24 protein-coding genes, 1 tRNA gene and 2 pseudogenes are annotated in these 23,957 nt (G+C 43.9%); 9 read left to right on the forward strand and 18 right to left on the reverse strand.

Annotation, left to right across the window (positions count from 1 at the left end; translation table 11 throughout):
- Nucleotides 1-18 precede the first annotated feature (18 nt).
- The 4 genes and pseudogenes from UQ64_RS21170 to UQ64_RS32330 form a co-directional block, all read right to left on the reverse strand.
- Nucleotides 19-723, reverse strand: coding sequence for a DNA alkylation repair protein (locus tag UQ64_RS21170; protein WP_060625445.1), 705 nt, complete (start codon nt 721-723; stop codon nt 19-21).
- A 22-nt stretch (nt 724-745) separates the two neighbouring features.
- Nucleotides 746-1,363: a DNA-3-methyladenine glycosylase family protein gene (locus UQ64_RS21175; protein WP_060625446.1), complete on the reverse strand. Its 618-nt coding sequence runs from the start codon at nt 1,361-1,363 to the stop codon at nt 746-748.
- 182 nt (nt 1,364-1,545) lie between these two features.
- Nucleotides 1,546-2,217: a vWA domain-containing protein gene (locus tag UQ64_RS32325; RefSeq protein WP_060625673.1), complete on the reverse strand. Its 672-nt coding sequence runs from the start codon at nt 2,215-2,217 to the stop codon at nt 1,546-1,548.
- A gap of 111 nt (nt 2,218-2,328) precedes the next feature.
- Nucleotides 2,329-2,844, reverse strand: a pseudogene (locus tag UQ64_RS32330) (TerD family protein); the annotation flags it as partial.
- 112 nt (nt 2,845-2,956) lie between these two features.
- On the opposite strand from UQ64_RS32330, the gene UQ64_RS21185 reads away from it, so the two are divergent.
- Nucleotides 2,957-3,613 (forward strand): 3'-5' exonuclease, encoded by a 657-nt coding sequence (locus UQ64_RS21185; RefSeq protein ID WP_060625447.1) that lies wholly within the window; start codon nt 2,957-2,959, stop codon nt 3,611-3,613.
- Nucleotides 3,614-3,682: 69 nt separating this feature from the next.
- On the opposite strand, the gene UQ64_RS21190 is transcribed toward UQ64_RS21185, so the two are convergent.
- A complete protein-coding gene (locus tag UQ64_RS21190) occupies nt 3,683-4,639 on the reverse strand; it encodes a 3'-5' exoribonuclease YhaM family protein (protein WP_060625448.1) in 957 nt (318 codons plus the stop codon).
- A gap of 196 nt (nt 4,640-4,835) precedes the next feature.
- On the reverse strand, nt 4,836-7,103 hold the full coding sequence (locus tag UQ64_RS21195; protein ID WP_060625449.1) for an FMN-binding protein: 2,268 nt from the start codon (nt 7,101-7,103) through the stop codon (nt 4,836-4,838).
- 450 nt (nt 7,104-7,553) lie between these two features.
- Between UQ64_RS21195 and hemH the strand changes: the two genes are divergently transcribed.
- Nucleotides 7,554-8,567, forward strand: coding sequence for a ferrochelatase (gene hemH, locus UQ64_RS21200; RefSeq protein WP_167348513.1), 1,014 nt, complete (start codon nt 7,554-7,556; stop codon nt 8,565-8,567).
- A gap of 91 nt (nt 8,568-8,658) precedes the next feature.
- Here hemH and UQ64_RS21205 read toward each other — a convergent pair whose 3' ends face one another.
- The 3 genes from UQ64_RS21205 to UQ64_RS31030 form a co-directional block, all read right to left on the reverse strand.
- Nucleotides 8,659-9,111 carry an IDEAL domain-containing protein gene (locus UQ64_RS21205; RefSeq protein WP_060625674.1) on the reverse strand — a complete coding sequence of 151 codons (453 nt, stop codon included), beginning with the start codon at nt 9,109-9,111 and terminating at the stop codon, nt 8,659-8,661.
- 351 nt (nt 9,112-9,462) lie between these two features.
- Nucleotides 9,463-11,274, reverse strand: a complete 1,812-nt coding sequence (locus tag UQ64_RS21210; RefSeq protein ID WP_425339609.1) for an adenine deaminase — start codon at nt 11,272-11,274, stop codon at nt 9,463-9,465.
- 237 nt (nt 11,275-11,511) lie between these two features.
- A complete protein-coding gene (locus tag UQ64_RS31030; protein ID WP_156417633.1) occupies nt 11,512-11,655 on the reverse strand; it encodes a hypothetical protein in 144 nt (47 codons plus the stop codon).
- Here UQ64_RS31030 and UQ64_RS21215 point away from each other — a divergent pair.
- A pseudogene (locus tag UQ64_RS21215) lies at nt 11,620-12,066 on the forward strand (chromate transporter); the annotation flags it as partial. The gene UQ64_RS31030 and the pseudogene UQ64_RS21215 sit on opposite strands and share 36 nt — an antisense overlap.
- 5 nt (nt 12,067-12,071) lie before the next feature.
- On the opposite strand, the gene UQ64_RS21220 reads toward UQ64_RS21215, so the two are convergent.
- Entirely contained in the window at nt 12,072-12,449 is a 378-nt protein-coding gene (locus UQ64_RS21220) for a PH domain-containing protein (protein WP_060625452.1), read from the reverse strand.
- Nucleotides 12,450-12,630: 181 nt separating this feature from the next.
- On the opposite strand from UQ64_RS21220, the gene UQ64_RS31035 reads away from it, so the two are divergent.
- The 3 genes from UQ64_RS31035 to UQ64_RS21230 all read left to right on the forward strand — a co-directional run bounded on the left by UQ64_RS31035 (nt 12,631) and on the right by UQ64_RS21230 (nt 15,384).
- Entirely contained in the window at nt 12,631-12,798 is a 168-nt protein-coding gene (locus UQ64_RS31035; RefSeq protein ID WP_156417634.1) for a hypothetical protein, read from the forward strand.
- A 121-nt stretch (nt 12,799-12,919) separates the two neighbouring features.
- Entirely contained in the window at nt 12,920-14,890 is a 1,971-nt protein-coding gene (locus UQ64_RS21225; RefSeq protein ID WP_060625453.1) for an ABC-F family ATP-binding cassette domain-containing protein, read from the forward strand.
- A gap of 26 nt (nt 14,891-14,916) precedes the next feature.
- Entirely contained in the window at nt 14,917-15,384 is a 468-nt protein-coding gene (locus tag UQ64_RS21230; protein WP_060625454.1) for an ASCH domain-containing protein, read from the forward strand.
- A 200-nt stretch (nt 15,385-15,584) separates the two neighbouring features.
- On the opposite strand, the gene UQ64_RS31040 is transcribed toward UQ64_RS21230, so the two are convergent.
- From UQ64_RS31040 to UQ64_RS21245, 4 genes are all read right to left on the reverse strand, one after another.
- Nucleotides 15,585-15,737: a hypothetical protein gene (locus tag UQ64_RS31040; RefSeq protein ID WP_156113065.1), complete on the reverse strand. Its 153-nt coding sequence runs from the start codon at nt 15,735-15,737 to the stop codon at nt 15,585-15,587.
- A 169-nt stretch (nt 15,738-15,906) separates the two neighbouring features.
- Nucleotides 15,907-16,524 carry an NUDIX hydrolase gene (locus UQ64_RS21235; RefSeq protein WP_060625455.1) on the reverse strand — a complete coding sequence of 206 codons (618 nt, stop codon included), beginning with the start codon at nt 16,522-16,524 and terminating at the stop codon, nt 15,907-15,909.
- Between the two features lie 31 nt (nt 16,525-16,555).
- The gene (locus UQ64_RS21240) at nt 16,556-17,509 is read right to left on the reverse strand and encodes a TRM11 family SAM-dependent methyltransferase (RefSeq protein WP_060625456.1); all 954 of its coding nucleotides are present in this window, start codon (nt 17,507-17,509) and stop codon (nt 16,556-16,558) included.
- Nucleotides 17,510-17,551: 42 nt separating this feature from the next.
- On the reverse strand, nt 17,552-17,947 hold the full coding sequence (locus UQ64_RS21245; protein WP_245238140.1) for a winged helix-turn-helix transcriptional regulator: 396 nt from the start codon (nt 17,945-17,947) through the stop codon (nt 17,552-17,554).
- Nucleotides 17,948-18,060: 113 nt separating this feature from the next.
- Between UQ64_RS21245 and UQ64_RS21250 the strand changes: the two genes are divergently transcribed.
- Together UQ64_RS21250 and UQ64_RS21255 are read left to right on the forward strand one after the other, a co-directional pair.
- Nucleotides 18,061-18,744: an SDR family NAD(P)-dependent oxidoreductase gene (locus UQ64_RS21250; RefSeq protein ID WP_060625458.1), complete on the forward strand. Its 684-nt coding sequence runs from the start codon at nt 18,061-18,063 to the stop codon at nt 18,742-18,744.
- Between the two features lie 142 nt (nt 18,745-18,886).
- Entirely contained in the window at nt 18,887-20,242 is a 1,356-nt protein-coding gene (locus UQ64_RS21255; RefSeq protein WP_060625459.1) for a dipeptidase, read from the forward strand.
- Between the two features lie 1,190 nt (nt 20,243-21,432).
- Here the strand turns inward: UQ64_RS21255 and UQ64_RS21260 are convergent.
- The 3 genes from UQ64_RS21260 to UQ64_RS32735 form a co-directional block, all read right to left on the reverse strand.
- Nucleotides 21,433-21,984: an RICIN domain-containing protein gene (locus tag UQ64_RS21260; RefSeq protein ID WP_060625460.1), complete on the reverse strand. Its 552-nt coding sequence runs from the start codon at nt 21,982-21,984 to the stop codon at nt 21,433-21,435.
- A 286-nt stretch (nt 21,985-22,270) separates the two neighbouring features.
- Nucleotides 22,271-22,399 (reverse strand): hypothetical protein, encoded by a 129-nt coding sequence (locus tag UQ64_RS32970; protein ID WP_425339614.1) that lies wholly within the window; start codon nt 22,397-22,399, stop codon nt 22,271-22,273.
- A gap of 6 nt (nt 22,400-22,405) precedes the next feature.
- Nucleotides 22,406-22,609 (reverse strand): hypothetical protein, encoded by a 204-nt coding sequence (locus UQ64_RS32735; RefSeq protein WP_209445854.1) that lies wholly within the window; start codon nt 22,607-22,609, stop codon nt 22,406-22,408.
- 720 nt (nt 22,610-23,329) lie between these two features.
- On the opposite strand from UQ64_RS32735, the gene UQ64_RS21265 reads away from it, so the two are divergent.
- The gene (locus tag UQ64_RS21265; RefSeq protein WP_060625461.1) at nt 23,330-23,650 is read left to right on the forward strand and encodes a tyrosine-type recombinase/integrase; all 321 of its coding nucleotides are present in this window, start codon (nt 23,330-23,332) and stop codon (nt 23,648-23,650) included.
- Nucleotides 23,651-23,731: 81 nt separating this feature from the next.
- On the opposite strand, the gene UQ64_RS21270 is transcribed toward UQ64_RS21265, so the two are convergent.
- Nucleotides 23,732-23,805 (reverse strand) — tRNA-Gly (locus UQ64_RS21270).
- Nucleotides 23,806-23,957 lie beyond the last annotated feature (152 nt).

The raw sequence follows: 23,957 nt of genomic DNA on the forward strand, positions 1-23,957 counted from the left end.
TATCTATTAGCTACTGAGCTATATAAGGGGCTTGTTTTTTCTATTCCTCTTCATCCCGCGAATCATTTTTTTCGATTCTGGATCTACACGGTAAGACTCTGTGATTTTCTGCAAAGCCTTGTTATAGGTGAAATCATCTAAAGTGTTGGTTCTCAAATAATCTATCGTTGCCGCAGGCATCTTCACATAACACATCGAAAGCGCCCAAGAAACCGCCATTTTTACATAATACCCCTCATGTCTGACCTGATCGAGAAGCTGGAGAATCCGATTGATGTACGCCTCTTCGATAAAGAAATTAAGCATCATTACTACCGCAAATCGAATCTCATATTCTTTTTTAGATAACAGATACGGCACTATAAAGTCCCACATCTGCTCTTTATTCTTCAAGGTAAACTTCAGCCCTGTGCAAAAGCTATCGCATACTGACCAGTTATCGATTTTAGGAATAAAGTCCGCAATATAATGTAGAATTTCTTCAAGATCTGTCTTCACATAACCAAGCACCATACCTTGCAGCATTACTTCTTCAAAATAATCAGACTCGGCGTGCTCCAAATAGGCTCTCCAATCACCCTTTGCAATGGTTTTGGCGAGCTTACGCAGCTCCGGTAGCCTGACCCCTATCACATTATCGATCGTCGGAAGTAAAGCTGCAGAAAACTTCTGGTAGTCCGCGTCCGCCAAATCCATTAGCTGTTCCTTTATTGTTTTGTCCACTATAGTGCTCCCTGCTTATTAATTATTGAAATGAAATCTCCCACAAATATATGGAGGCTACTGAACCGAGTGGTGAGTACCTGAGACGGTATTGTTCAAATTGCTCTTTGGTAAGCGTATCAAGCCCATACAGCTTAATCATGCCGCGACGAATGGCGATATCTCCCCAACTAACTACATCTGGGCGCTCCATACAATTAATTAGCATCATCTCTGCTGTCCATTTGCCAATGCCTTTTAGATTCATGAGTTTTTGAATAACCTCTTGATCGGGCAATCCATATAATTCCTCCAGCTTAAAATCACCCTGCACGACCAAATTGGAAATGTCATGAATGCATAATGCCTTTTTCATCGTCATGCCGGAACCCTGAATTTCATCCGCTGTGTGTATAGCTAGCTGCTGCGGAGTTATTTCTCCAAATTGAGCCTGCATTCTTGTCCAGATGGTTCGAACTGCTTTGACTGATATTAGCTGACCCACTATGGCATAGATAAGCGCAGTGAAAAGATCCGGAATAATCACACGTTCTACTTTCCCCATTCGCGCCATCGCCGCACCTAGCACTGGGTCCACACTTCCGAGATAATCTATTTCTGCTTGCCCATATTCAAAAAATTTAGTGATTACAGCTCCCAAAGCATTTCCTCCCGTATCTGTGCTTAACCATAATATACAACATCTATTTTGCAGTGTACGGATTCTTGAATAGGATAGCAAGATAACGAAACTAGATAAGCCACAACACTTCTACTCGAGTAGGCGGTTATGGCTCCATGTATAGTATTCGATTATTCTGTTTAGATTTATTTATTTATTATTTATGCTCGAATAATTCGTTTTTCCTTCGCCGCTTTTAGCCACAAAGGAAATTCATTAAGTAGCTGATCATATAGCTCCTCATCCGTCACCTGTTCAATCCGCTCCAGATGAATAAAGTTTGCGTTATCCACCAAACGCCCCTTCATCGTATCGAGCTGCATCAAAACTTCAAAATCGGAATTTCCGATCCCTACGAACTGCCAGAAAATCGGTTGAACAGATGCCGCTGTAATCACCTTCTTAGTAGGCTTCACGACACCACCATCGTTGATGAAGATAATAAATACCGGCGTAGAGTCAGGTTCTTCCTCCGTGTATTTTTTAATGATATCCTCCATTACCGGTGGTTCATTATTACGGCCAAATTTATGGATTGTATTATTGTTCATAATATGTGTAAACACATAACTTCCTAATTCCTGCTCTGTCACAGGTGGTAAGCGACTGAACTCGGTATCGTATACCCATACGTCCAGTGAATGGTTATCATCGAATTTACAGGCAACTGCCAAAATACGCTCTACCACTTCTTGCACTGTCCCATTCGCATAAAGGTTTCTCATTGAGCCTGTAATATCCAGTACGATTCCTACCCTCGCAGTTACACCAGTCAGTTTCTTTTTTTCTAAGGTGATCTGGACAATCTTTTTACGTAAATCTATGTTGGACAGCACGTTCTTTTCTTCAGAAGTAATCGGTACTAAAGGAACTGTTAACTCAAGGGTCGCAGCAACCTCTTTATTCTCCTCGGCTTCTTCAATATCTAACCCGTAGTTGGTGCATAAAGCAGCCAATCCCCCATCAAATCCACTACCAATAGCACTGAATTTCCACTCTGAACCATGCCGATAAAGCTCTCCCACTACAATTGCCGTCTCCTTGGAAAGATCAGAACCGTAATCAAAAACGAACAATTCCTCATCACTATCACCATCTACTAAACGTAGATAAGGAGCGGATACTTGCTTCATAGAGTGTCCTGATTGTTCTCCTTCATAGATCGTTAATGTTAAAGCTATTCTAGTAATGTCCACAGGAAGCCCGGAGAGTGTTATGGAAATAGCTTCTTTATCTCCTTGTTGTAAAACTGAGTGACTTACCGCTTCGTTAATAGACACCGGATTTCCGTAAAAGATAAAGTTCTCATCGCGTTCGCAGCGATTCCGATCTGATAACAAAAAGGCAGCTGCATCTATGCTAACCCTAGCATCAGCGGTCGTCCAACCAAACTTCAGTACCAGCTTGTTCACACTTCGCCCTTTCGTGAGATCCACCTTTTGTCCTTTTATAAGCCGCACTCACTCATCTCCTTATTTTTACTCAACTACTATTTGTAACTTGTACTAGATTGTATTTATCATTTTACTACTTTAATATGAATGTATATATGATAGATAAGGAGCTTTACGAATGGACTTTATAGCAATTGACTTTGAAACGGCGAATTCCAGTCGATCCAGCGCCTGTGCTTTAGGACTTGTGGAAGTTAAAGATGGCGTAATCACTGCAGAACATTCTTGGCTGATCGATCCGGAGCAGCGGTTTGACGGCATGAACATTTCAATACATGGCATCACCCCTTCAATGGTAATCGGTCAGCCCACTTTCCATGAATTATGGCCCACCGTTGAACCTATGCTGCACGGGCAGATCGTCGTGGCGCACAATGCCGCTTTTGATATGAGTGTACTGCGGTATTGCCTCGATGGAATGTCCATAAGCTATCCGAGTTTTCAATACTTATGTACATATTTATTAGGCAAAAAAATGCTGCCCGAGCTTCCCTCTCATAAACTTAATGTAGTATCCGAGCATTTCGGCATTGAGCTGAAGCACCATGACGCTCTCGATGACGCGCGGGCTGCCGCTGCGATTCTAGTAAAACTTATGGAGCAGGAGGAACACTATGATCCTCTGTTGCTCTCTGCCAGTCAAGGATATGCTAGCGGAACGATGTTTGCCGGTGGATACACTCCTTTTTCTGCTCGTAAGAATAAACCTGCTAAGAAACAAGGCACTAAACATAAACCCTCCATTTATAGCAGCCGCGCCACTTTGTCGAAATAATCAAGAACATCAAAAACCCCCAACCAGCTCCTTTCTGCTGATTGGGGGTTTGGTTTTACAGAACATCACTTAAATCTTCAAACGATACACAGCCTTATTCTCTAAACCTCTGATGAACGGTGTCCATTCCTCGGTCTCCGGTGTGGTATCCAGAGCATCCTCCACCATTTGCAGCTTCGCATCCATCGCATCGATATGATGCAGAGCGACTGCCTCAGCTGTCTGTGGCTGAACGGGACTACCCCATTCGCCCAGATTATGATGTGACAATACGAGATGCTGTAACGCCATAACCTTTTCCGAATTCAAATCAATGTCTAGACGGATGGCCGCTTCCGTGATCCAGTTAGAAGCCATCGAGATATGTCCAATCAACTTACCCTGCACGCTATATTCCGAGACAATCCCAAGCTGGGAGACCATCTCCTCTGGCTTCGCGATATCATGCAGAATGATCCCGGCCTTCATTAGATCTGGATTCAAGAACGGACGCTGCTTGCACAGAAAATCACCGATTTCCAGCATACGCACCATATGATAAGCAAGTCCGGCAAAATAAGCATGATGATGTGTTTTGGCTGCCGGATAATGCATCAATTTCTCTTCCACTTTACCCACACAAAAAGAGACGATCGAGGCAATCTCCGGATCTGTAATACTTGCCATAACCCCTTTAATCGTATGAATAAGGTCTACTGGACGAATAGGGGCCGAACGGATGAAATCAGTAAGTGCAACGCCATCCTCATCGTTCACCAATCTAATTTTGGTTACTTTGATTTGCAATTTCTCACGATAAGTGTGCGCAATCCCGCGAACCTTCACCAGTGCCATAGGAAAAAAAGTTTCTTTATCAGTTGTGCTGGCATCCCAATATTTCGCGGATAATTGTCCAGTGGAATCCCCCAGAACGATGTCAAAATAATCTTTTGGAGGAGTGCCGTTCGTTTGTTTAATTGCCAGCTCTCTTAAAAGATAAAAGCCAACAAATTCATCTTGTGGAGCGAGCTGTTTAATTTGTGTCATGTTGGAGCCTCCTATTAATAACAGGCTTTCGGCCTGCTCTCTATATTAAACTTTAGACACTCACCTCCAAAATCCCTTTAAATCACTATACGATCTATTTTCATATTTATGTACAAGCCCAGAACATTTGAAAAAGGAGGCTACTCCTCGGCCATCTTCTGGCACTGGAATATCCTCCTTTTTTATAAAAAGATAATTATTTACCAGCAGATTCAAGCGCTGATTTAATAGCTTCTACCACTTTAGCAGATACTTCTTTCTCAGCATCATTATTTCCGAAGGCTGCTGCGCGATAGCCATACTTGTGTAAGCTATAGCCCGTTGAAGTCGACTCAATCTCGCTCTTCACAGCCAGCTCAGCGTCAGTCAACTGGTTGATCGTTCTTGTGCTTCCGTTTTTATCTAGATAGTAAACGAGCATTTTAACAGGAACGCCATGTTCTACATACGTCATAACATTTACAAGCTTATTAGCACTTACACCAATGAAGATTCCATCGAAGTAAGCCGCTTTGTTAGCTTCAACGATTTCAGCTTTCCCGTATGCTCTATCCACCGCTGTCTTGAGAGCTACACTACTACTAGTTGCACCGGAAACAGCATCTACATCTTGCACAGCTTCTCTAGTACCTGCTGCAAGGAAGCTAGAGGTCAATTGTGGAATTGCTTTTACCACCTCTGGGTAAGCAGCTTTGCCTCTATCAACAAGATTCATTCCTACACGATACAAGGCAACATTTACGATCTTACCGTTACGCAGTGTAACGTCTGCTCTGTTTGTTCCTTTATCATAGGCATCACCAAATGCAGTAAAGGTTCCATCTTTATAGGTTCCTTGAACTTTGGATGCGTTAGTCAAAGCATCAGTCAGTGCAGCTTTGGCAGCTGCGGATAGCTCTTCTTGACCTGTGATATCAGACATTTGCACACCTTTTTCAAGTAATCCTGAAGTAAGTGTACCCGCCAGTGATTTTTGTTCTGCACTTAGTTTGTCATCAGCGATCAGCTTGCCGTCCGTCCCAAACAAGCCTAATTTAATGTTTGTAACTGCATCTGAAGCAACATCAACAAGCAGTAACACTTTAGAGTGGTTATCTACGCCTGCAAATTTGCCGTCAAAATATTTACCTTCACCAGGAACTTTTAATGCTTTTTCGAAAGCTCTTTCTACGGCTTGGTTCCAACCGTGACTGCTTTCTGTAGCGCCAGAAATTCCATCTACTTTCTCATCGTAGTTAGCGAAGTAAGATCCATTAGCAAGCAACTTAGCTGTCATCGGAGCATTAGCTTTTACAACATCTGCATAAGCCGTTGCACCTCTGTCAATTAGATTGTTCCCAAGTCTGAGCAGCTTCACATCCACCAGCTTACCGTTGCGGATCACAATGTCAGCTCTTTCAACACCAACACTTCTTGCAGTTCCATAAGAGGAATAGAATCCGTCTACATAAGCAGAAGTATTGTTAATCTTAGCATTCTGCTCAGCATCCCAGAAAGCATTAGTCGCAGCCTTAAAGTCGGCTTCGAGTCCTGCAACAGGCTCTGCAGCTGTTCCTTTAGCCAGCAATGCTGGCGTTATAGCTGCAACTGCTGCGGATTGCTCAGCTGTGTAGGCCTTCTCATCCACGAAATCACCAGTACTGTTCAGCGGGTACACTTTAACAGCTGTGAGCTTATTGGATTCGTAGGTTGCAAATACTGCATATTTACCTGTTGGATCTATGCCCATATGAACACCATCAAAGTAAACGGCATTTGTATCTTTCACTGTTAGAGCTCTTTCAAAGGCTCTATCTACAGACAATTTCCAGCCATTACTGGAGCGGGTAGCTCCCGAAACAGCATCAACTGCCGCTGCTCCATCTCTTGTTTTGCCAAGCAATCTATCCTTCATCAATCCATAAGCTTGCCATAAAGCACTATAATTGTTACGGGCATCTCTATCGATCAGCTTAGGACTGGTTCTCAAAAGCTCAATGCTAGTAATTTTGCCATATTTAATTTCGATCTTGGCACCTTCCGTGCCTTTGGAGTATGCATCGCCATAAGCTACGTAAACTCCATCTTGGTATACGTTTTCATTAACTGTAACAGGCAATGTCGTAGGCACAGGCTTAACAGTTTCCGCTGGTACTACTGTCGCTGCCGGTGCAGCGGTTGCTTTTGGTTTTGCTGCTGGTTTGGCTGTTGCCTTTGGCGTTGCTGTTGGTTTTGCCGTTGGCTTTGGCGTTGCTGTTGGTTTTGCCGTTGGCTTTGGTGTTGCTACTGGTTTTGCCGTTGGTTTTGCTGTTGCTGCTGGTTTTGCCGTTGGTTTTGCTGTTGGTTTTGCTGCCGGTGCATCCGCTTCTTCGGAAGCTGCCGATACTGCATCCACCTTCAAGTTCAAAGCAGGCACATTAAGTGTGTAAGCAAATGGCGCTAACAATATTGCCGCGCTAACCGTTAAAGAAATTAGTTTTTTCAATAAAATTCTCCTTTACCAAATCCCCAGTGATATATAGCTTTTTTTAACTAAACTTACCTTTCACGGCGCCCCTTCTCTTCTTATGAAGCATTACATCTCTCTTCATAAGAACCCATCCCCCCTCTCATGCTTCTGCACGCTCCACTTCCAATAAAAATATCTTGAATTTATTTCATTTCTTCCTCTTAACACAAAGCTGCATAAAAGGTGAAATAATTCACATAAGGTATTGCAAATACACTTACAACCCGTTTCCCATCAATTTCTGGTTTGATACTACCAGACCTTTCTGCGGTTCTTCTGTATCGAAAATCACACACCCTATAAGAAATATCACTATTTGCGATTAAAAATTAATTTATACGCGCAAAGTGATCTCAATAACTGTGCTTTCAAGGTTAGCTATGCTATTTTAGAACGATCTCTAACATGGGAAAGGAGTTCAAAGCTTTGAACAAACAGCCACCTATTGGAGTTATACTCGCTCAAATTGGAACACCTACTGCACCTACTGCAAAGGCGGTACGTCCTTACCTGAAACGTTTTTTATCCGACCGCCGAATCATAGATTATTCACCTCTGTTCTGGCAGCCTTTGCTGCGAGGTGTTATTCTGCGCTTACGTCCACGCCGGTCGGCTGAGCTGTACAGACAAATATGGACTACAGAAGGATCACCTCTGCTCTTCCACTCATTAGCTCAGCAATCTGGTTTGCAGACGCTTCTAGGATCACGGTATCAAGTAGAGCTTGGCTTAGCGTATAGCGAACCAAGTATGGAACAAGCGATGAACACATTGGAAGCTAACGGAGTCACACGCATCATCATAGTGCCGTTATTCCCTCAATATTCGTCCACTACAACGGCATCCGTATTCGATCAGGCGAGTTTTGCTGCACTAGGACGCCAAAGCTCCACCGGACCGGTAACGAAGCGCCTTATTCCTGCTCTCAGATTTATGGATGCTTATTATAATGAACCCGGTTATATTTCTGCCATGAAGTCGCATTTACTGCAGCAAATGGAACTTCTGAGCTCCGATCCTGATTACTTCGTACTGACCTTTCACGGGATCCCCAAACGATATGCAGATACAGGCGATCCCTATCCAGAGCAATGTATGGAAACAGCACGCCTTCTCGCATCTGCAATGCATTGGGAGCCTGGACGCTGGCAGGTTACTTTCCAATCACGCTTCGGACGTGAAGAGTGGGTAGGTCCCTCAACAGCAGATGTTTTGGGAAAGCTAGCGGAGCGCGGAATTCATAAACCTCTGATTTTTTCACCGGGTCTTGTGACCGATTGTCTGGAAACGCTGCATGAGCTAGCGATAGAAGGGCGTGAACAATTTGAGGCTGGAGGAGGACATGCTGAAGACTTCACTGCGATCCCCTGCTTGAATAATCATGAGGACTGGCTTGATTTTTTGGCTGAACATATAGAAAAAAATGCCCAAGGGTGGTAAAACAAAAAACCGTCTTGTCCACAGATCATCTCTGTTGCAGACAAGACGGTTAGCTATATTAATTGTTAAGCATGAAGAATCGAAAGGATGCTTATGCTGTAAGCTGCTTATATTTAGTAGTCAGTTCATGGAACCACTGCTTGTCCTGTAAGGTCAACGCAAAATCAATCAGCTCGGCAATCTCACTCGGTTGTAAATCTGCTGAGTCATTAAAGGATATTTCAGCCGTAGCTGTAGCTGCGTCATTCCCATCCTCTGCGTAATCATATGAAAAACATAACTTAATATCACTTTCCAGAAATTCATTACGAAGGAAATATAGTACCTCACACATTAACACAGGTCTAACATGATCAACAAAGACACATTCCATAACCTTTGCCCAATATTGCTGGTTGTTGAGGTGTAACTTATCATTAGTTAAGAGATATTTCTCACCCTGAAAATCGGTGACAAATCTCAGTTCAAGCGGCTTCATCTTAAAAATAGTAGCAATTTGCTTCATGCTAATATTCAAAATATCTTGCGTTTCTAGTCTGATCATCTCTCCATGCACCTCGTCCCTCTTAGTTGGGTTATTCGAAACCTGCCATTATCTATAATTCTTTATATGCCATTAATGTAAAATTAACTCCATTAATTCACTTTAATTTTATCTAATTTAACATTATTATCGTCACCTGACTACGCTTTATTTATATTTAATTTGGCTCAGAAAAATGTTTCAATCCCTAATAATTTGTTTAATCTTATTGTTCATTACAATAAGATATATAAAGATTACGCATCATGTGAAGCTTTTGCTTTCTTATATTTAAACAAAAAAAACTGTTCTGAATGGTCATTACGACCTCAGAACAGTTTTTTGTATTAGGATTATGCTTAGTTAATTTACTTAAACAAACAGCGGCACTAACTGTATACCTTCAGGCGAGATCCGAACGAGACCTTTATCTGTGATGCGTAGCGTAGGGATAACCGCCAATGCAAGCAATGATAAGGTCATGAACGCATAATTCAAAGTACAGCCTGCATCATATAGCGCTTTGCTGATCGCAGCTGATTTTGCAGCAGCAATTTCGAATGGCTCTGTGGACATCAGACCTGCAATAGCCAACGGGAATAATGTTTCTCCACTGGATGTGATCATGCAAACACCACCCTGGGCATCCGCCACCGCATTTGCAGCTTTTGCCATTAACTCATCGTCATTGCCGATGACGAGTACATTATGACTATCGTGCGCTACCGTCATTGCAATGGCAGCCGGCTCTTCAAATCCAATGCCTTCGACAACGGCCACTGATTTATTGCCTGTCCCTTTATGACGTTCAAGCACAGCGATTTTGCACAAACCCTCTACAGCATTTACATCCAGCTGACCTGCCACTACAGGTATCGAAACCATACGCTCAATAGTCTCCACATGATTTTCCCTTACTTTAATAACTCTTGTAGTAAGTTCACCTGCTTCAATTGGAGCAGCAATGATGAAATCTTCTGAAGTAGGACGCTGTGGCAAATGAACGGAAGCCAAAACTTCCTCTGGATATGTGAATTTAGCAAGCTCTGCCGTCATTACACCGTTCTCCGCAACTACTACACCTGCGGCAATCGTCAGCACTACATTAATATCTGCCAAATTGCCGTCCAGAAGGATGATATCTGCAAAAGAACCCGGAGTAATAGAACCAATATCCCGCGCTAAACCAAAGCGTTCAGCAGTGTTAATAGTAGCCATTTGAATCGCCGTTATAGGTTTAACACCTTGAGCAATAGCATCACGTAGAACGAAATTCATATGCCCTTCATCTCGCAAAGATTCTGAACTACGATCATCCGTTACCAGCATCATTCTGCGTGTATCAATTCCATGTTCTGTATGGGCCGTAATTGTTTTAGCTACGTCATGCCAAGCGGAACCACGGCGCATTTTGGCATACATCCCCAGTCGAACACGCTCAATCACATCGCCTGCTGTCACACATTCATGATCGCCAGTCACACCTGCCGCCGCATATACCGGGAGTCTCCAGTCGCTGGAAGGCCATGTGAAATGGCCATCTACAAATCTGCCTGCTCGCAGCGTAGCTTGAATTTCTCCAAGCATTTTCTCATCGCCGTAAACAACGCCAGGGAAATTCATTACTTCTCCTAGAGCAATCACATCGGGTCCCCAAGTAAAGGCTTCTGCCACTTCTTCCGGCCCAATAGAAGCTCCCGTTGTCTCGAATTCCGCACCTGCCGCAGGCACACAAGAAGCCACCTGCATGTAAGCTGCTAACGGCGTACCCCGCATCTCATCCAGCATCAATTGAATCCCCTTCAGCCCGAATACATTAGCAATCTCATGCGCATCAAAGAAACCACCTGTTGTGCCCAGCGGCAGAACAGCGCGGGAAAATTCAGTAACGGTTAGCTGTGTGCTCTCAATATGACAGTGGCCATCGAGCAATCCCGGAGCTATATACTTGCCGTTCGCATCAATAACTTGCGTTCCTTCGCCAATCATATGTGTCACATCTTTACCAACATAAGCTATTCGTCCACCTTGAACACCAACAGACATTCCTTCTAGAATTTCACCAGAGCATACGTTAACCAGCTTCCCGCCTGTAATTACCAATGTTGCCGGTTTATCGCCTCTTGCCGTAGCCACAAGCTCAGGTACACAATCTGCTAAAGGCTTTCTTGTAAAAGTTGTCATCTTCATCTCTCCCCCGTTAGTATCCAAGTGCATTCTTGATGTAGTGAATAGTTACATATTAATAGAGGATTGCTTAACCATCGGCTGTGTTGATATCATGGTTAGCAAATCTGATATTGTACGAAAAAACGGCTCCGTCATCCCTATAGATGATAGCCGTTTTCTTATTCCAAAGATTGTCCAACACTCCGGACATGCCCCTGGTATGAACTCACCCGCCAGCATCTATTCCAACGATTATCTTACGTTTTCCTCATATACGTCAAGTTCCGCCTGAACACCAAGTCTGCAAACAACTCCAAATCCGTTTCGTAGCAAAGCTGCTTCAGCGCTCCAAGCACCCGCATCGTTCCCCATTACAGCTGGCTGACCGATGAACAATTCACCAACATGCTTGCACTTGGCAACGCTCTGCCTGGCCCGATTGCTACCAAAATCGCTGCTTATGTCGGCTATGATGTCTACGGCTGGTTTGGACTAACTGTGGCTTTATTAGCGACCGTACTCCCCTCCGCAGCAGCACTTATCATCCTGTTAACGGTCATGCAAAAATACAAGCAATCCCCCGTAGTGAAAGGGATGACATTGCTTGTTCAACCGGTTATTGCAGTTATGATGGCTGTGCTCACTTGGACAATGGCGAAAGGTCCTGCGGACTCTATCGGAATCTGGCAAACACTGTTCATTGCCGTAATCGCATTCTGGGTCATAAAGCGGCATAAGGTGCATCCTGCCTTAGTCATCTTAGCCGCTTTTGCCTATGGTGGTCTGGTGCTTCGCTACACTGTCTAACTAAACTATTTCAAAATATATTGTGACAATACCGCCTGCACCTCATAAATATTTACGGATTTGTTAAAGGTCTTCTTGAGCGGCACAGTGCTGCTGGAAATATAGATACATAGCTCCGCATCCAGATCAAAGTGTCCTGCCGTCTCCACGGAATAATGCGAGATGCTTTTGTACGGGATGGAATGATAATCCGTCTTTTTGCCCGTCAGTCCCTGTTTATCCACTAGAATCAATCGTTTGTCTGTAAAAATAAACATATCTCTAATCAGCTTGTAGGCTCTTTCAATTTTCTCTTGAGGGGCAAGAATTTGTGCGTATTCCCGCTGTACCTCCGCTAGATTTACTTGTGATGCATTACCCATCAATCCGTCAAAAAGCGCCATATAACTTCCCCTTTTCATCTTGTAATTGTTAGTGGCTTGTCTCCCCCCACATAAAACCATATTATTCCACAATTCATATTCTATGCAGTGTAAAACTTCTCTCTGCCATCTTTTTACTTGCTAAATTTCCGATTATTGTTTACACTGACATTAAATTTGTTAAGAAAGGGGTGTGGAAGGAATGGATCACAATTGGACCAACAGTGTTATGAGTCGGCTACCTAAAGCGATAGCTGGCATTGCTCATGTAAATGGCGATAACGGGAGAAGTCTGTCCATTTCCATGAATTTAATAACACTAAACAATTGTGAAATGCCTTTCCTGCCATCACCCGGACGGATCAGTTAACCGGAGAATGATAAGGCCGTGGGGAAATTTCCCTACGGTCTTTTTTTATGGTTTTTTACAGAACTCCAGTTTCGATTTAGGGTTCTGGCGGTGCAAAGGGCATTCTTAAAGGAGAATATATATGATTATTCAATGCCAAAATGTTCAAAAATACCACGGTGCACAGCTCGTACTAAATAGCATCACCTTCGATATCCGCCAAGGAGAAAAAATCGGTCTAATCGGCCGCAACGGCTGCGGTAAAACTACGCTTTTCCACCTACTGAATGGTGAAGAACGCCCCGATCAAGGGCAAATCTCAATTCGCAAAGGTAGCGTAGTAGGTATGCTGGCTCAAATTCAAGAGGTTAACGAAAAAGAAACCGTATATGAAGTTCTACAACGTAGTTTTGCTGAGCAACTGCAGTGGCAACAACGCCTGCGAGAGCTGGAGCTTGAAATGTCCACCTTCAATACCGGAACGGATGAAACACTATGGAATCGGCTGCTGAAAGAATATGGTAGCCTTCAGGATAAATTTGAGACCGCTGGAGGCTACGAAATTGAATCCACCATTCAGCGAGTTTCCACTGGTCTAGGAATCGGAACTGGGCAATATAGCCGACTCTTCTCCTCTCTATCTGGCGGCGAGAAAACTAAAGTCGGACTCGCAGAACTGCTGCTGCGTAGACCAGATGTACTTCTACTTGATGAGCCAACCAATCATTTAGACATGAACGCCATTGAGTGGTTAGAGCAGTACTTACAGAGCTATGACGGTACAGTGTTAGCCATTTCCCATGATCGTTACTTCCTCGATGCTGTAGTCAAGAAAGTGATCGAGATTGAGGATGGCGAAGCATTTACCTTTCATACCAACTACAGCGGCTATCAAGTAGAGAAGGAAACACGTCTACTTCAACAATTTGCTGATTATCAAGAGCAGCAGAAAAAAATAAAACAAATGCAGGAGAGCATCAAACGCCTCATCGAATTTGGGAATCGCGGGACTCCCCCTAACCCTGCCTTTTACCGGAGAGCAGCTTCCATGCAAAAAGCACTGGATCGTATGGTGAAGGTTAAACGTCCTATTCTAGAGCGCAAATCGATGGATTTACAGCTACAGCAAAATGATCGCTCCGGGAATCAAGTCGTCATTCTGGAGGATATCGGTAAGGCATATGGAGAGCGAAGCCTGTTTACAGACGCAAACGAAGTGCTTCGCTACGGAGAGACCACGGCACTTATCGGTGGTAACGGGGCAGGGAAAAGTACGCTTTTAAGAATTATATTAGGTCAGGAGACGCCAGACACCGGAAGCTGCACGCTTGGATCAAGAACCGTTGTTGGCTATCTCGCGCAAGAGGCTGTCCCTGACAATAACAAACAATCTGTTCTCCGCTACTTTCGTGAAGAAGCCGGACTAGAAGAAGGTGAAGCGCGCGGGCAGCTCGCACGTTTCCTGTTCTATGGTGCCGATGTGTTCAAAGACATCACGAATCTGTCTGGAGGGGAATGGACCCGCCTGCGTTTCGCTGTGTTGATGCATCGTAAACCAAACCTGCTAATTCTGGATGAACCAACGAACCATCTAGATATTGACTCCCGTGAGGCGCTAGAGGAAGCCTTAGAGGAATTTTCAGGTACAGTACTGGCCGTATCGCATGACCGCTATTTCATTAATCGTCTATTCCATAAGCTCTGGTCCATTGAAAGTGGACGATTTGGAGTCTTCAACGGTAATTATGAGTATTACAAGGAGAAGCAAGCTGAACAGGCGTTAACATTAGCGACACCAGTCTCTATTCCTAATCAGCCAAAACCTTCCTCTTCGGAAGGAACCACTTCACGCTCCAGTAAGCCTCAATCTAACGGTTCCGTGAATGGCACTACAGCTAACTCAACCAGTTTCCGCAAGAGAAGCATCCACTTTGATTGGGAAAAGGCTATTGCAGAGGTTGAGGATCAGCTTGGGGAAATCGATGCCAAGATGTTAGATCCACTGATCAGTAGCAATGCGGCAGAGCTCGCCGAGCTACAGAAAGAACGCGATACAGTGCAAGAGCAACTAGATGAGTTTTATGCGGGCTGGATGGAAACTGCGGGACAATAACGATTATTCAACGAGGAGATACGGATATGAGCAACGAAACGAAGATTAAGCTTTTTTGGGAAGAATACACCCAGCTTTATCCACAAGCAGCGGATAACTACGAGGCTTGGGCCTTTGGCGACAATCCTCATATGGCCGATGAACTGCTAGATCTGGTGATCCGTGGGATTAAGACAGGAACCGCTTCTAACTATGAAATTTATGCAGTCTGCGATGAGACGTTGCCGGAAATTGGTCGACACAGTATTTTGCTGGATGGCCGTGGTAATCCGCAAGCAGTGATCGTTACGACCAATGTGCAAATTACACCCTTTGATGAGGTGGGTGCTGACTTTGCCTATAGCGAAGGCGAGGATGACAGAACGCTAGAGTCGTGGCGCCATGAGCATGAGAAGTTCTTCACCAGAGAATCTTTAGCGTTCTTGAAGAAGCCTTTTGATCCAAAGATGAAAGTGGTTTGCGAGAACTTTAGACTAGTATATACAAAATCCTGAGAAACTCAGGAAACAAGCATAAACGCCTTCGGCGTCCTTATAAGGACGGTAAGCGTTTAAGCGAGAAATAGAAGACATAAAGTATGGTGTGAAACTTATACTTTCTTATATTTCTAAAAAGGCGGCCTCTTCAGATACGAAGAGACCGCCTTTGATGTATACTATACAACTATTAGAGTTAGATAATTATAAAATACGGCTCAGCGCCAAAACCCCAGAATCCAACCAATGACAGAGATCCATAACGGAATGCTGATTAAGATACCCCAAACCAGCCCAGTGGCAATATTGCCCTCTGCAGGACGCACCACATTTTCCTGTTTCAATGGAATGCTTAACTCTTCTTGTTCCATGCGATCCCCTCCTAAAATTCTTATCGTCACTGTAGAGGAAAAAATGTAGACCGCTCGACCCAAAAACTTAGAATGCCAACATTGTAAGTGCTTACATAATAGTTATTACCCATAATTTAAAACATTAAAAAACATCACTTTACGGAAGTCATATATGATATGCAAATTCTTAGTCCAATATTACTACTTTTTCTGGATTTCGTAAATATTCAAACATCGTCCGTAGCTGCTCATTTGTATTCCTCTCTACTGAGAGCTCAGGCAGTTCATCTTCAGCAAAAAAGGATACTTCACTCGTCTCCACCCCTTGCATCGCCTCACCGCCCACGATTCTGCATAAAATAAAAAACTTATACACGTGATACGGCTCCGGAGGATGGTTATGAAATTTCTTATCTAGAACAGCCAGCAAGCGAATTGCTTTTGTCTCAAATCCTGATTCTTCTTGAATTTCCTTGACAACGACCTCACTCGGTGACAGACCGATGTCTCCCCAGCCCCCTGGAAGCGCCCACTTTCCATCCAATTTCTCGCGGACAAGCAGGATTCTGTCTTCCTGAAAAACAACACCACGGATATCCACTTTCGGCGTAGCATAACCACCCTCACTAGCAAAGGAGAGTCTTATTCTCTCCTTGCTTTCGAACGTATAATTAGCAAGGATATCCACACTTAGCTCCCGCAAAGCTTGATACCGTTCTATATCATAGACATCTTTAGCGTAAGTTAGTCCAGTCTGTGCGATGGCCTGTATTTCTTTTGCCCAGCTTAACCATTTCTGCTCCATTGCTGCACCCCTTTTAAATACCTAATTAGGATTACTGGCAAAGCATTAAATGACGGGAAAATAAACCTTTTTTAGCTTCACAACGGTCGATAATCGTAAATCCGGCTTCATTGATCATCTCATCCACCGGTTCAATCGCAACAATCACCACCCGATCTGCAATCCGGCGTGCGTTCACTAGAATCGCAAACTGTTCCTCAGGTGTAATACTAGAATATAGATTATATGGCATATCTACAATAGCTACGTCGTAATGTTCTGTAATGTCAGCAATATCCCCAAGTGTTACCTCACTTGTGAATCCAAAATGGGCAATATTCGTTCTGGCACCGATCGCAATCTGAGGGTTAATGTCACGCCCGACCATGTTGATTCCCATCGACAGAGCTTCTACCATTACTGTTCCGATGCCGCAGCAAGGATCGATTGCTCGAACACCTGCCGGATTCGGAACAGCTATATTAACCGCTGCTCGGGCTACACGTGTGCTAAGCGCGATTGAGTAGCTACGCGGCTTTTTCATTTGACGGAACCATGTGGCCTTGTTCTTATGATAAGCTCCAAAGTACCAGCGACCGCCCAGCGTAACAATACCGTATACCAACTGAGGGTGGTTTACATCCGCTTCCCCTTCAATACGCAGCCCAATTTCTCGCTCGATCACTCTTCGCTCATCATATTCTATTTTATCCGCAGGAGACAGATCATTGGTCTTCACAAAAATAACCTTAAACGTCTTGCCGCCAAGCTCCACCTGCTCCGTCTGATCATAAATCTCAGGCAAGCTGTCTCCCTCGTACATGACATCAATCCGCTCTTTAATGAAGGGACTGCGGCTGACATCCACCTCTACCTCACTCTTAAAGATTGAAGAAGGTACTTCCTCACCAAAAAGACAACGAAGCTCCATCTGACATAGCGATAACTCGTCCTCTGAGCAGGTGTAAGTATATATAAATGTGTTCTTTCCACTTTTCTTTTGCACAATAATCCATCCTCTATCCCAGTAAATTGTACTCCTAGCTTGCTACTCTTGCGTTTCGTGCTGACGATCATACCCTATACGTGCTTTGGCGATTTCAGTGTTGTTTCTATTGACCCATTCCACTAGGGAGGTTAGAGGATTCAGCAAGGACTCTCCTAAACTCGTCAGACCGTATTCAACAGTCAAAGGCACTGTAGGCGTGACTTTACGCCAAACTATGCCATCCCGTTCTAAATGACGGAGGGTCTGGGTCAGCATCCGTTGTGATATACCACCAGAACGCCGCTGCAGTTCTTTAAACCGCAATGCTTCTGCACCCAAATTGACAATGATGAGCACACTCCATTTGTCCCCAACTCTGTCCAGTATTTGGCGAGTGATGGAGCAATCCTCTAGCGTCGGCATTAGCCGAGTGGGTTCGTCCATTGAATGTTCCAAAGTGGTTACCTCCATGTAACTTAAGCATCTAATAGTGCCTTCTTGTCCCTTAAGCTTATCCAGCTTATCATGGTTACTGTTAGTAATCAACAACCGGAAAGGAACTATTAATTATGAAAAAAACGATAGCTATCATGGGAGCTGGCCCCGGCCTAGGACTCTCCATCGCCAAAAAATTCGGAGCAAACGGATTCCAAGTCGCCTTAATCTCTCGTAATGCGGATAAACTGAATACCCTCGTTGAAGAGCTTCGATCGTTGAATATCGAGGCCGCTGCTTTTCATGCAGATGTATACAATAAAGAACAAGTAATTGCTGCCTTCCACGACATCAAAGCGAAATACGGCTTTATCGATGTGCTTGAGTTCAGCCCTACAAGTGGAGGATACCCGCCTACTCCAGCTTCTCAAGTTACTGAGGAGAATGCACTAGATGCTTTCCAAGCGCTGGTTGTAGCCGCAATCAGAAGCGTGGAGCAAGTATTGCCTGAAATGCTGGAGAAACGCAGCGGAGCGCTACTGTTCACAACCGGTCTGTCCTCCATCTATCCGATGCAGATGATGGGTAATGTCGGTATCGCACTAAGTGGACTAAGAAATTATGCCCTCAATCTTCATGCTGACTTGGCTCCGAAAGGAATCTATGCAGGTCATCTGGTTCTAGGCGTATTTATCAAGCCAGGCACAGCTACAGATCCGGGACTCATTGCTGACGCTTGGTATGACATGTATGTAAATAAAGACAAAGCAGAAGATACTTTTCCTCAAGGTGTGACGCCGGCTACAATCATCTGGTAAGATATTTCTCTAATCGCTTTTGATCCATAGTGAGTTCTCCAGTATAATGATTCCTATAGAATGCTAAACAAGACGGTCACGCATGGCGATTAAGCTCATAGCCGGTTTTGCGCAGCAAAACTTAAGGAGGTACATACCCACTATGTCATACGAAACTTATTTTTCAACGCACCGGGATGAACATCTCGAAGAACTAAAGCAATGGCTCAGGATTCCAAGTATTTCTGCCTTGTCTGAGCATAAGGACGATGTACTAGCTGCAGCCCACTGGTTAACAGACACACTAAAGAAGGCCGGACTTGAGAATATTGAACTTCATCCGACTGCGGGACATCCCGTTATATATGCTGATTATCTTCATGCTCCGGGTAAGCCAACCATTCTTGTATACGGCCACTACGATGTGCAGCCAGTAGATCCACTAAACCTATGGACCACACCTCCATTTGAGCCAGAGATTCGTGACGGCAAGCTGTATGCACGTGGAGCAACGGATGACAAAGGACAAGTATTCATTCACCTCAAAGCGATTGAAGCAATCTTGAAACAAGAAGGTACTCTTCCTGTTAACATCAAGCTCTGTATCGAAGGTGAAGAAGAAATCGGCAGCGCAAATCTCCCTCCATTCCTGGAAGCTAACAAAGAGAAGCTGGCTGCGGATGCGGTGCTAGTCTCCGATACTTCCCTGCTGGAACGCGGTCGCCCTGCAATTTGCACAGGACTACGTGGTCTAGGATCACTTGAAGTGAGCGTAACTACAGCTCTTACAGACCTGCACTCCGGTTCTTACGGTGGTGGCGTTCCGAATGCACTGCACGCGCTCGTGTCCTTGCTCAGCTCCCTTCATGACGACAAAGGTCGCGTTTCTGTAGAAGGCTTCTATGATGGTGTACCTGAACTTTCTCCAATGCTGCGTGAGGAATTCGTGAAGCAAGGCGTGAATGAAGATAAAATCCGTGAAGGACTTGGACTCGATGCGTTATATGGCGAGGAAGGTTATTCCTTTGTAGAACGTATTGGTGCTCGCCCTACCCTTGAGCTTAACGGTGTGTATGGCGGCTTCCAAGGGGAAGGAAGCAAGACAGTTATTCCGAAAGAAGCACATGCTAAGATTACTTGCCGCCTCGTTGGCGATCAGGATCCACAGCATATTCTTGATGCCGTTGAGGCGCATCTGAAAGCTAACATCCAAACCGGAGCGAAAGTACATGTGAAGCAAATGGAAAAGGCGCGCGCCTTTAACATCGATCCATCGAACCCTATTCTGCAAACTGCAGCAGACGCTTACGGCAAAGTATACGGAACCCGTGCCCTCTTCACCAAAGACGGTGGCTCCATTCCGATCATGGAAAGCTTCGCACGTGTACTTGAAGCACCAGTGGTCCTGATGGGCTTTGGCCTTGATGATGAGAACCTGCATGCACCGGATGAGCATTTCAACCTTGAGAACTTTGATAAGGGACTGCTCACCATTGTTGAGTTCTTGAAGACCGTTTAAGAGAATCAGGTAGTTTAGTAAAGTCAGGCTCCTCTTCATTGAGGAGCCTGGCTTTTTGATATCTAAGATAAGTTCATAACACAATCATCTACCAAAACATAAAAAAATCCTTGCATCGCAAGGATTTGGAAGTTTGAATTATGGAGCGGGTGATGGGAATCGAACCCACGCTATCAGCTTGGAAGGCTGATCTTAGCTATAGCATAACTTCCCGAAGATAGACAAATGCAAGTCCGGTATCGTTTCTGGCTTAGCTTAATGGTCAAGACAGGTCAGAACAAGATAAATGGTTTTAAAACATCTGCCCCATTTTCTTAATAGGGCAGATGTAGATAAAGAGAGCCGTTCAGGGTTACTCCTGATATGCTCCCATCATAGTAGACAGTAGAAAAAACAAAAACTTCTACTGCTACATGAAGTGCACCTGGTTTGTCCGATGAAATTCTAGGGGGTGCACTTCACATCTTTTAGTTGTTCTTCTGTTAAACCAATAATCATCTTTGTCTTTCGCCTCTTCTCTAATATCCATATTTCGATATTAAAAAAGGATTCACCTGCTATTAAATTCAATAGCGGTATGATACTATCCCCATCAGAAGGATAACAACATACCGTATGAGCAATCCATACACCGCGATAATGGGATTTGGATCACATTTACGATACACAGTTGCTATAAAGGAACCTTATGTAATAATTTTCTCCTATATATAGGTGGCTATCGGGTGACAACTTTCAAGAGAATAAAAATCTCATTGTTTTATTGATTTCTTTGTTATAGATTTGATTGCTGAGATATGGATATGCCTCGTTGGATTCCTTCGCCAGAGCCTTTCGATCAAGGCGTGCTCAACATGCTCGAAGTAGGTGCGAAGTCTTGATCGCATTGTTGTAAGCTCAAATTAACGATTTAAATACGATGCCCCCTCAATCGCAGAACGGCCAATCGACTCCGCGCTTGAGGGGGTATTTTTTCGTAAACGTGCTTCGTTAGCCAGCGAGTGAGCTGCAAAAAGGTATGTTTGACCTTCGTGTCCAGCTTCACCAGCTCGAGCAAGCAAAACGCAATTAGAGCGTCCAGATCTATGGCAACGCTAGTGATTGCATTTATGTGTCAACTTTAATTTCTCTATCTAAAAAACCACGCCGTTTCTATGTGTAGAAACGGCGTGGCATTAGCTTCATATGTGTTACGATGCATGCGGAATGAACCAGCGCTGATTGGCGCCGCCATTATAATCCCACTGGATAGCCTGTCCTCCGTCGGATGTCGATTGTCCCGAGATATCCAAATACTTGCCACTACCTCGGTTGATAATATATGACGAGTCACCTCTATCTTGATTGGTTGGAACGATTTTCCACTGTTGGTTCCATCCGCCATTATCTGGCCATTGAATCACTTTAGCACCATTGGATGTAGACGATTCGCTGACTTCCAGTAAATCTCCGCTTTCTACGTTTCTGATGTGATAATAGCCGTCTCCTAGATTTTCAAAATACCATTTTTGATCATTAACAATGGAATTCCAATTAAAATGCCATTGTATGATAAGCGCTCCATCCGCCTGTTTATCCTGTCCACTGACTCCCAATGTTTTATTGCTATTTACATTTATAATGATACTAGGGTTCGTTCCAGCAGCATGCGTCGTCTGAGTAAATGCAGCAGGTGCTGCGGATCCAATAAATACAAGTGTCAGAATCGCTATCAACCATTTCGTATTGAGTAACCGTTTCATAAGATAAGTCCACTCCTTTAATTTTCTTTTAGTCAGATTTCAATTTCTCCCAATCAACTGCCATTATAGACGATTAGAATGTCGCCTCCTTTGATAAAAAGTAATAAATACCCATTTCATCAAATCTCATGATGGGGTTCTATTTCTATCGTTTGAAGGCGAGCGCTCGCAATGATGATCATAGAAATAGATCTAGAAGAAATTATTTCAATTATAGGTAATTTATTACTTTATTATACATAGTTTACATACAAAAGAGATGCCAATTTAATCACATAAAAACAAACTATTTTGAAGTAATTTTCCAACTTTTACCTGCCCTCGGGCAATACATCAACGGGGCATAGCTATTCTTTGGCTCTCGGCGGTCGCTCCAATGCTTGAAACCACGCCATTCATTCGCCAGTTCTCCAATTTCTACCTAAAGAGCTGAGACTGTGTTCGGCAGCAGGTCAACTGGCATGCGATCCCATAACTCTCTAATCTCATTAGCCTTAGCAACTACTGATGCTTTTTGCTTTGGTGTTAACACTACATCCATGGCCTCTTGATAATGGTTTTCGGCTTTGGTATACGCTCTGGTTTGCAGTACATTCATGTACTTCCAAAACTTATCGTTGCTCAAGGATTTAATTCGTTGGAAGTATCTACGCCGTTCTGTTTCAGTCATTCAACTAATCATTTCACGTTGTTATATGAATTATCTAATCTTCAAATCGGTCATTCGGATGGAAAGATCCTGAGCAGCATAGCCATTAAGAGCATCAGTAAACATCGCAGTAAAGATATTCAAATCCTTAGTTTCAAACGACTCCAGCAATCTAAGCTCCTTTGCTCGAAGCTCCCGACCGGCTGCCGTTGCGATTAGATCCGCTATAGGTTCAATCTGCTATAGTCGTTCTTCCTTCGCTTTTTCCAACTCCATCTGCTTATTTAACTTGTGATTGTGTTCGTCCCAATCTTGTTCATCAAATCAGAAGTAATCACCGTGCCGTTCCAGGAAGTAATAGACAATGCTGGCAGAACTATACTAAGGCTGAAGTAGCGAAGCTCTTACTTGCAATGTACAGGCTCCCTGTGCGGTGGAGGCTTACTTTACTGGGTAATGCTCGGAGGCTTTAGACGAGGAGAATTCTTAGCTGTAGAATTGACTGAATATAGATTATCTTCAATCGAGAATTTACATTGAGAAACAAATCACCATAGATCAGGACGGAAAAAAAGTTGAAAGCGAGGTTAAGACAATCGAATCCGAGGGCTGGGTAGGGTACCAATGCCTAGATGGTATATAAACGAGCTCAAACGATACGAGAGGCAATGGAAAAAAGAGAGGATGCTCTGTAGAGTGTGGTTGGCAGAAGAAGGTAAGCAGTATCTCTTCCAAAGTGGCACAGGGGTTATGTATTATCCAAGTACAGCAACCAATACATGGTCCAAATTCTTAAAGAAGAACAAATTTCCCCATGTCAAGCTTCACGGACTCCGGCATACTGCGGCAACACTGCTTCGAGAACATGGAGCCGATCAGAGAAATATTCAGAAGTTTTTGCGTCATGCAAAGATGGAGACAACAGATCGGTACACCCACGAGGCAGAAACCGTCAGTCGCGCATTGATCGCACCTCTTGAAGCTATGGGTCCAAGACTGCCGAAATTTGCCCCATGATTCTATTGTCACTTGGCGTATGTCGAAAAGTAAACAAACAAAAAACCCTTGCAGGGCAAGGGTTACGATATTAAATCAGTATGGAGCGGGTGATGGGAATCGAACCCACGCTATCAGCTTGGAAGGCTGAAGTTCTACCATTGAACTACACCCGCATTAGAAAGTGAGTACAAGAAGTATTGTATCACCCCCACTAATAAAAATCAATACTTTTTTGTTCAAGCATAAACGCCTTCGGCGTCCTTATAAGGACGGTAAGCGTTTAAGCGAGAAATATAAGACATAAAGTATGGTGTAAAACTTATAT

Origin of the sequence: Paenibacillus etheri (genome assembly GCF_001012825.1) — a bacterium.
In the GTDB taxonomy this organism is placed as follows: Bacteria; Bacillota; Bacilli; order Paenibacillales; family Paenibacillaceae; genus Paenibacillus_AQ; species Paenibacillus_AQ etheri.

Bases quoted from the DNA above. Each gene is read 5' to 3' on its own strand.
- UQ64_RS21185 (WP_060625447.1), top strand. From the start codon at position 2,957: ATGGACTTTATAGCAATTGACTTTGAAACGGCGAATTCCAGTCGATCC.
- UQ64_RS21190 (WP_060625448.1), bottom strand. From the start codon at position 4,639: ATGACACAAATTAAACAGCTCGCTCCACAAGATGAATTTGTTGGCTTT.
- UQ64_RS21205 (WP_060625674.1), bottom strand. From the start codon at position 9,111: ATGATCAGACTAGAAACGCAAGATATTTTGAATATTAGCATGAAGCAA.
- UQ64_RS21210 (WP_425339609.1), bottom strand. From the start codon at position 11,274: ATGACAACTTTTACAAGAAAGCCTTTAGCAGATTGTGTACCTGAGCTT.
- UQ64_RS21220 (WP_060625452.1), bottom strand. From the start codon at position 12,449: ATGGCGCTTTTTGACGGATTGATGGGTAATGCATCACAAGTAAATCTA.
- UQ64_RS31035 (WP_156417634.1), top strand. From the start codon at position 12,631: ATGGATCACAATTGGACCAACAGTGTTATGAGTCGGCTACCTAAAGCG.
- UQ64_RS21225 (WP_060625453.1), top strand. From the start codon at position 12,920: ATGATTATTCAATGCCAAAATGTTCAAAAATACCACGGTGCACAGCTC.
- UQ64_RS21230 (WP_060625454.1), top strand. From the start codon at position 14,917: ATGAGCAACGAAACGAAGATTAAGCTTTTTTGGGAAGAATACACCCAG.
- UQ64_RS31040 (WP_156113065.1), bottom strand. From the start codon at position 15,737: ATGGAACAAGAAGAGTTAAGCATTCCATTGAAACAGGAAAATGTGGTG.
- UQ64_RS21235 (WP_060625455.1), bottom strand. From the start codon at position 16,524: ATGGAGCAGAAATGGTTAAGCTGGGCAAAAGAAATACAGGCCATCGCA.
- UQ64_RS21250 (WP_060625458.1), top strand. From the start codon at position 18,061: ATGAAAAAAACGATAGCTATCATGGGAGCTGGCCCCGGCCTAGGACTC.
- UQ64_RS21255 (WP_060625459.1), top strand. From the start codon at position 18,887: ATGTCATACGAAACTTATTTTTCAACGCACCGGGATGAACATCTCGAA.
- UQ64_RS21260 (WP_060625460.1), bottom strand. From the start codon at position 21,984: ATGAAACGGTTACTCAATACGAAATGGTTGATAGCGATTCTGACACTT.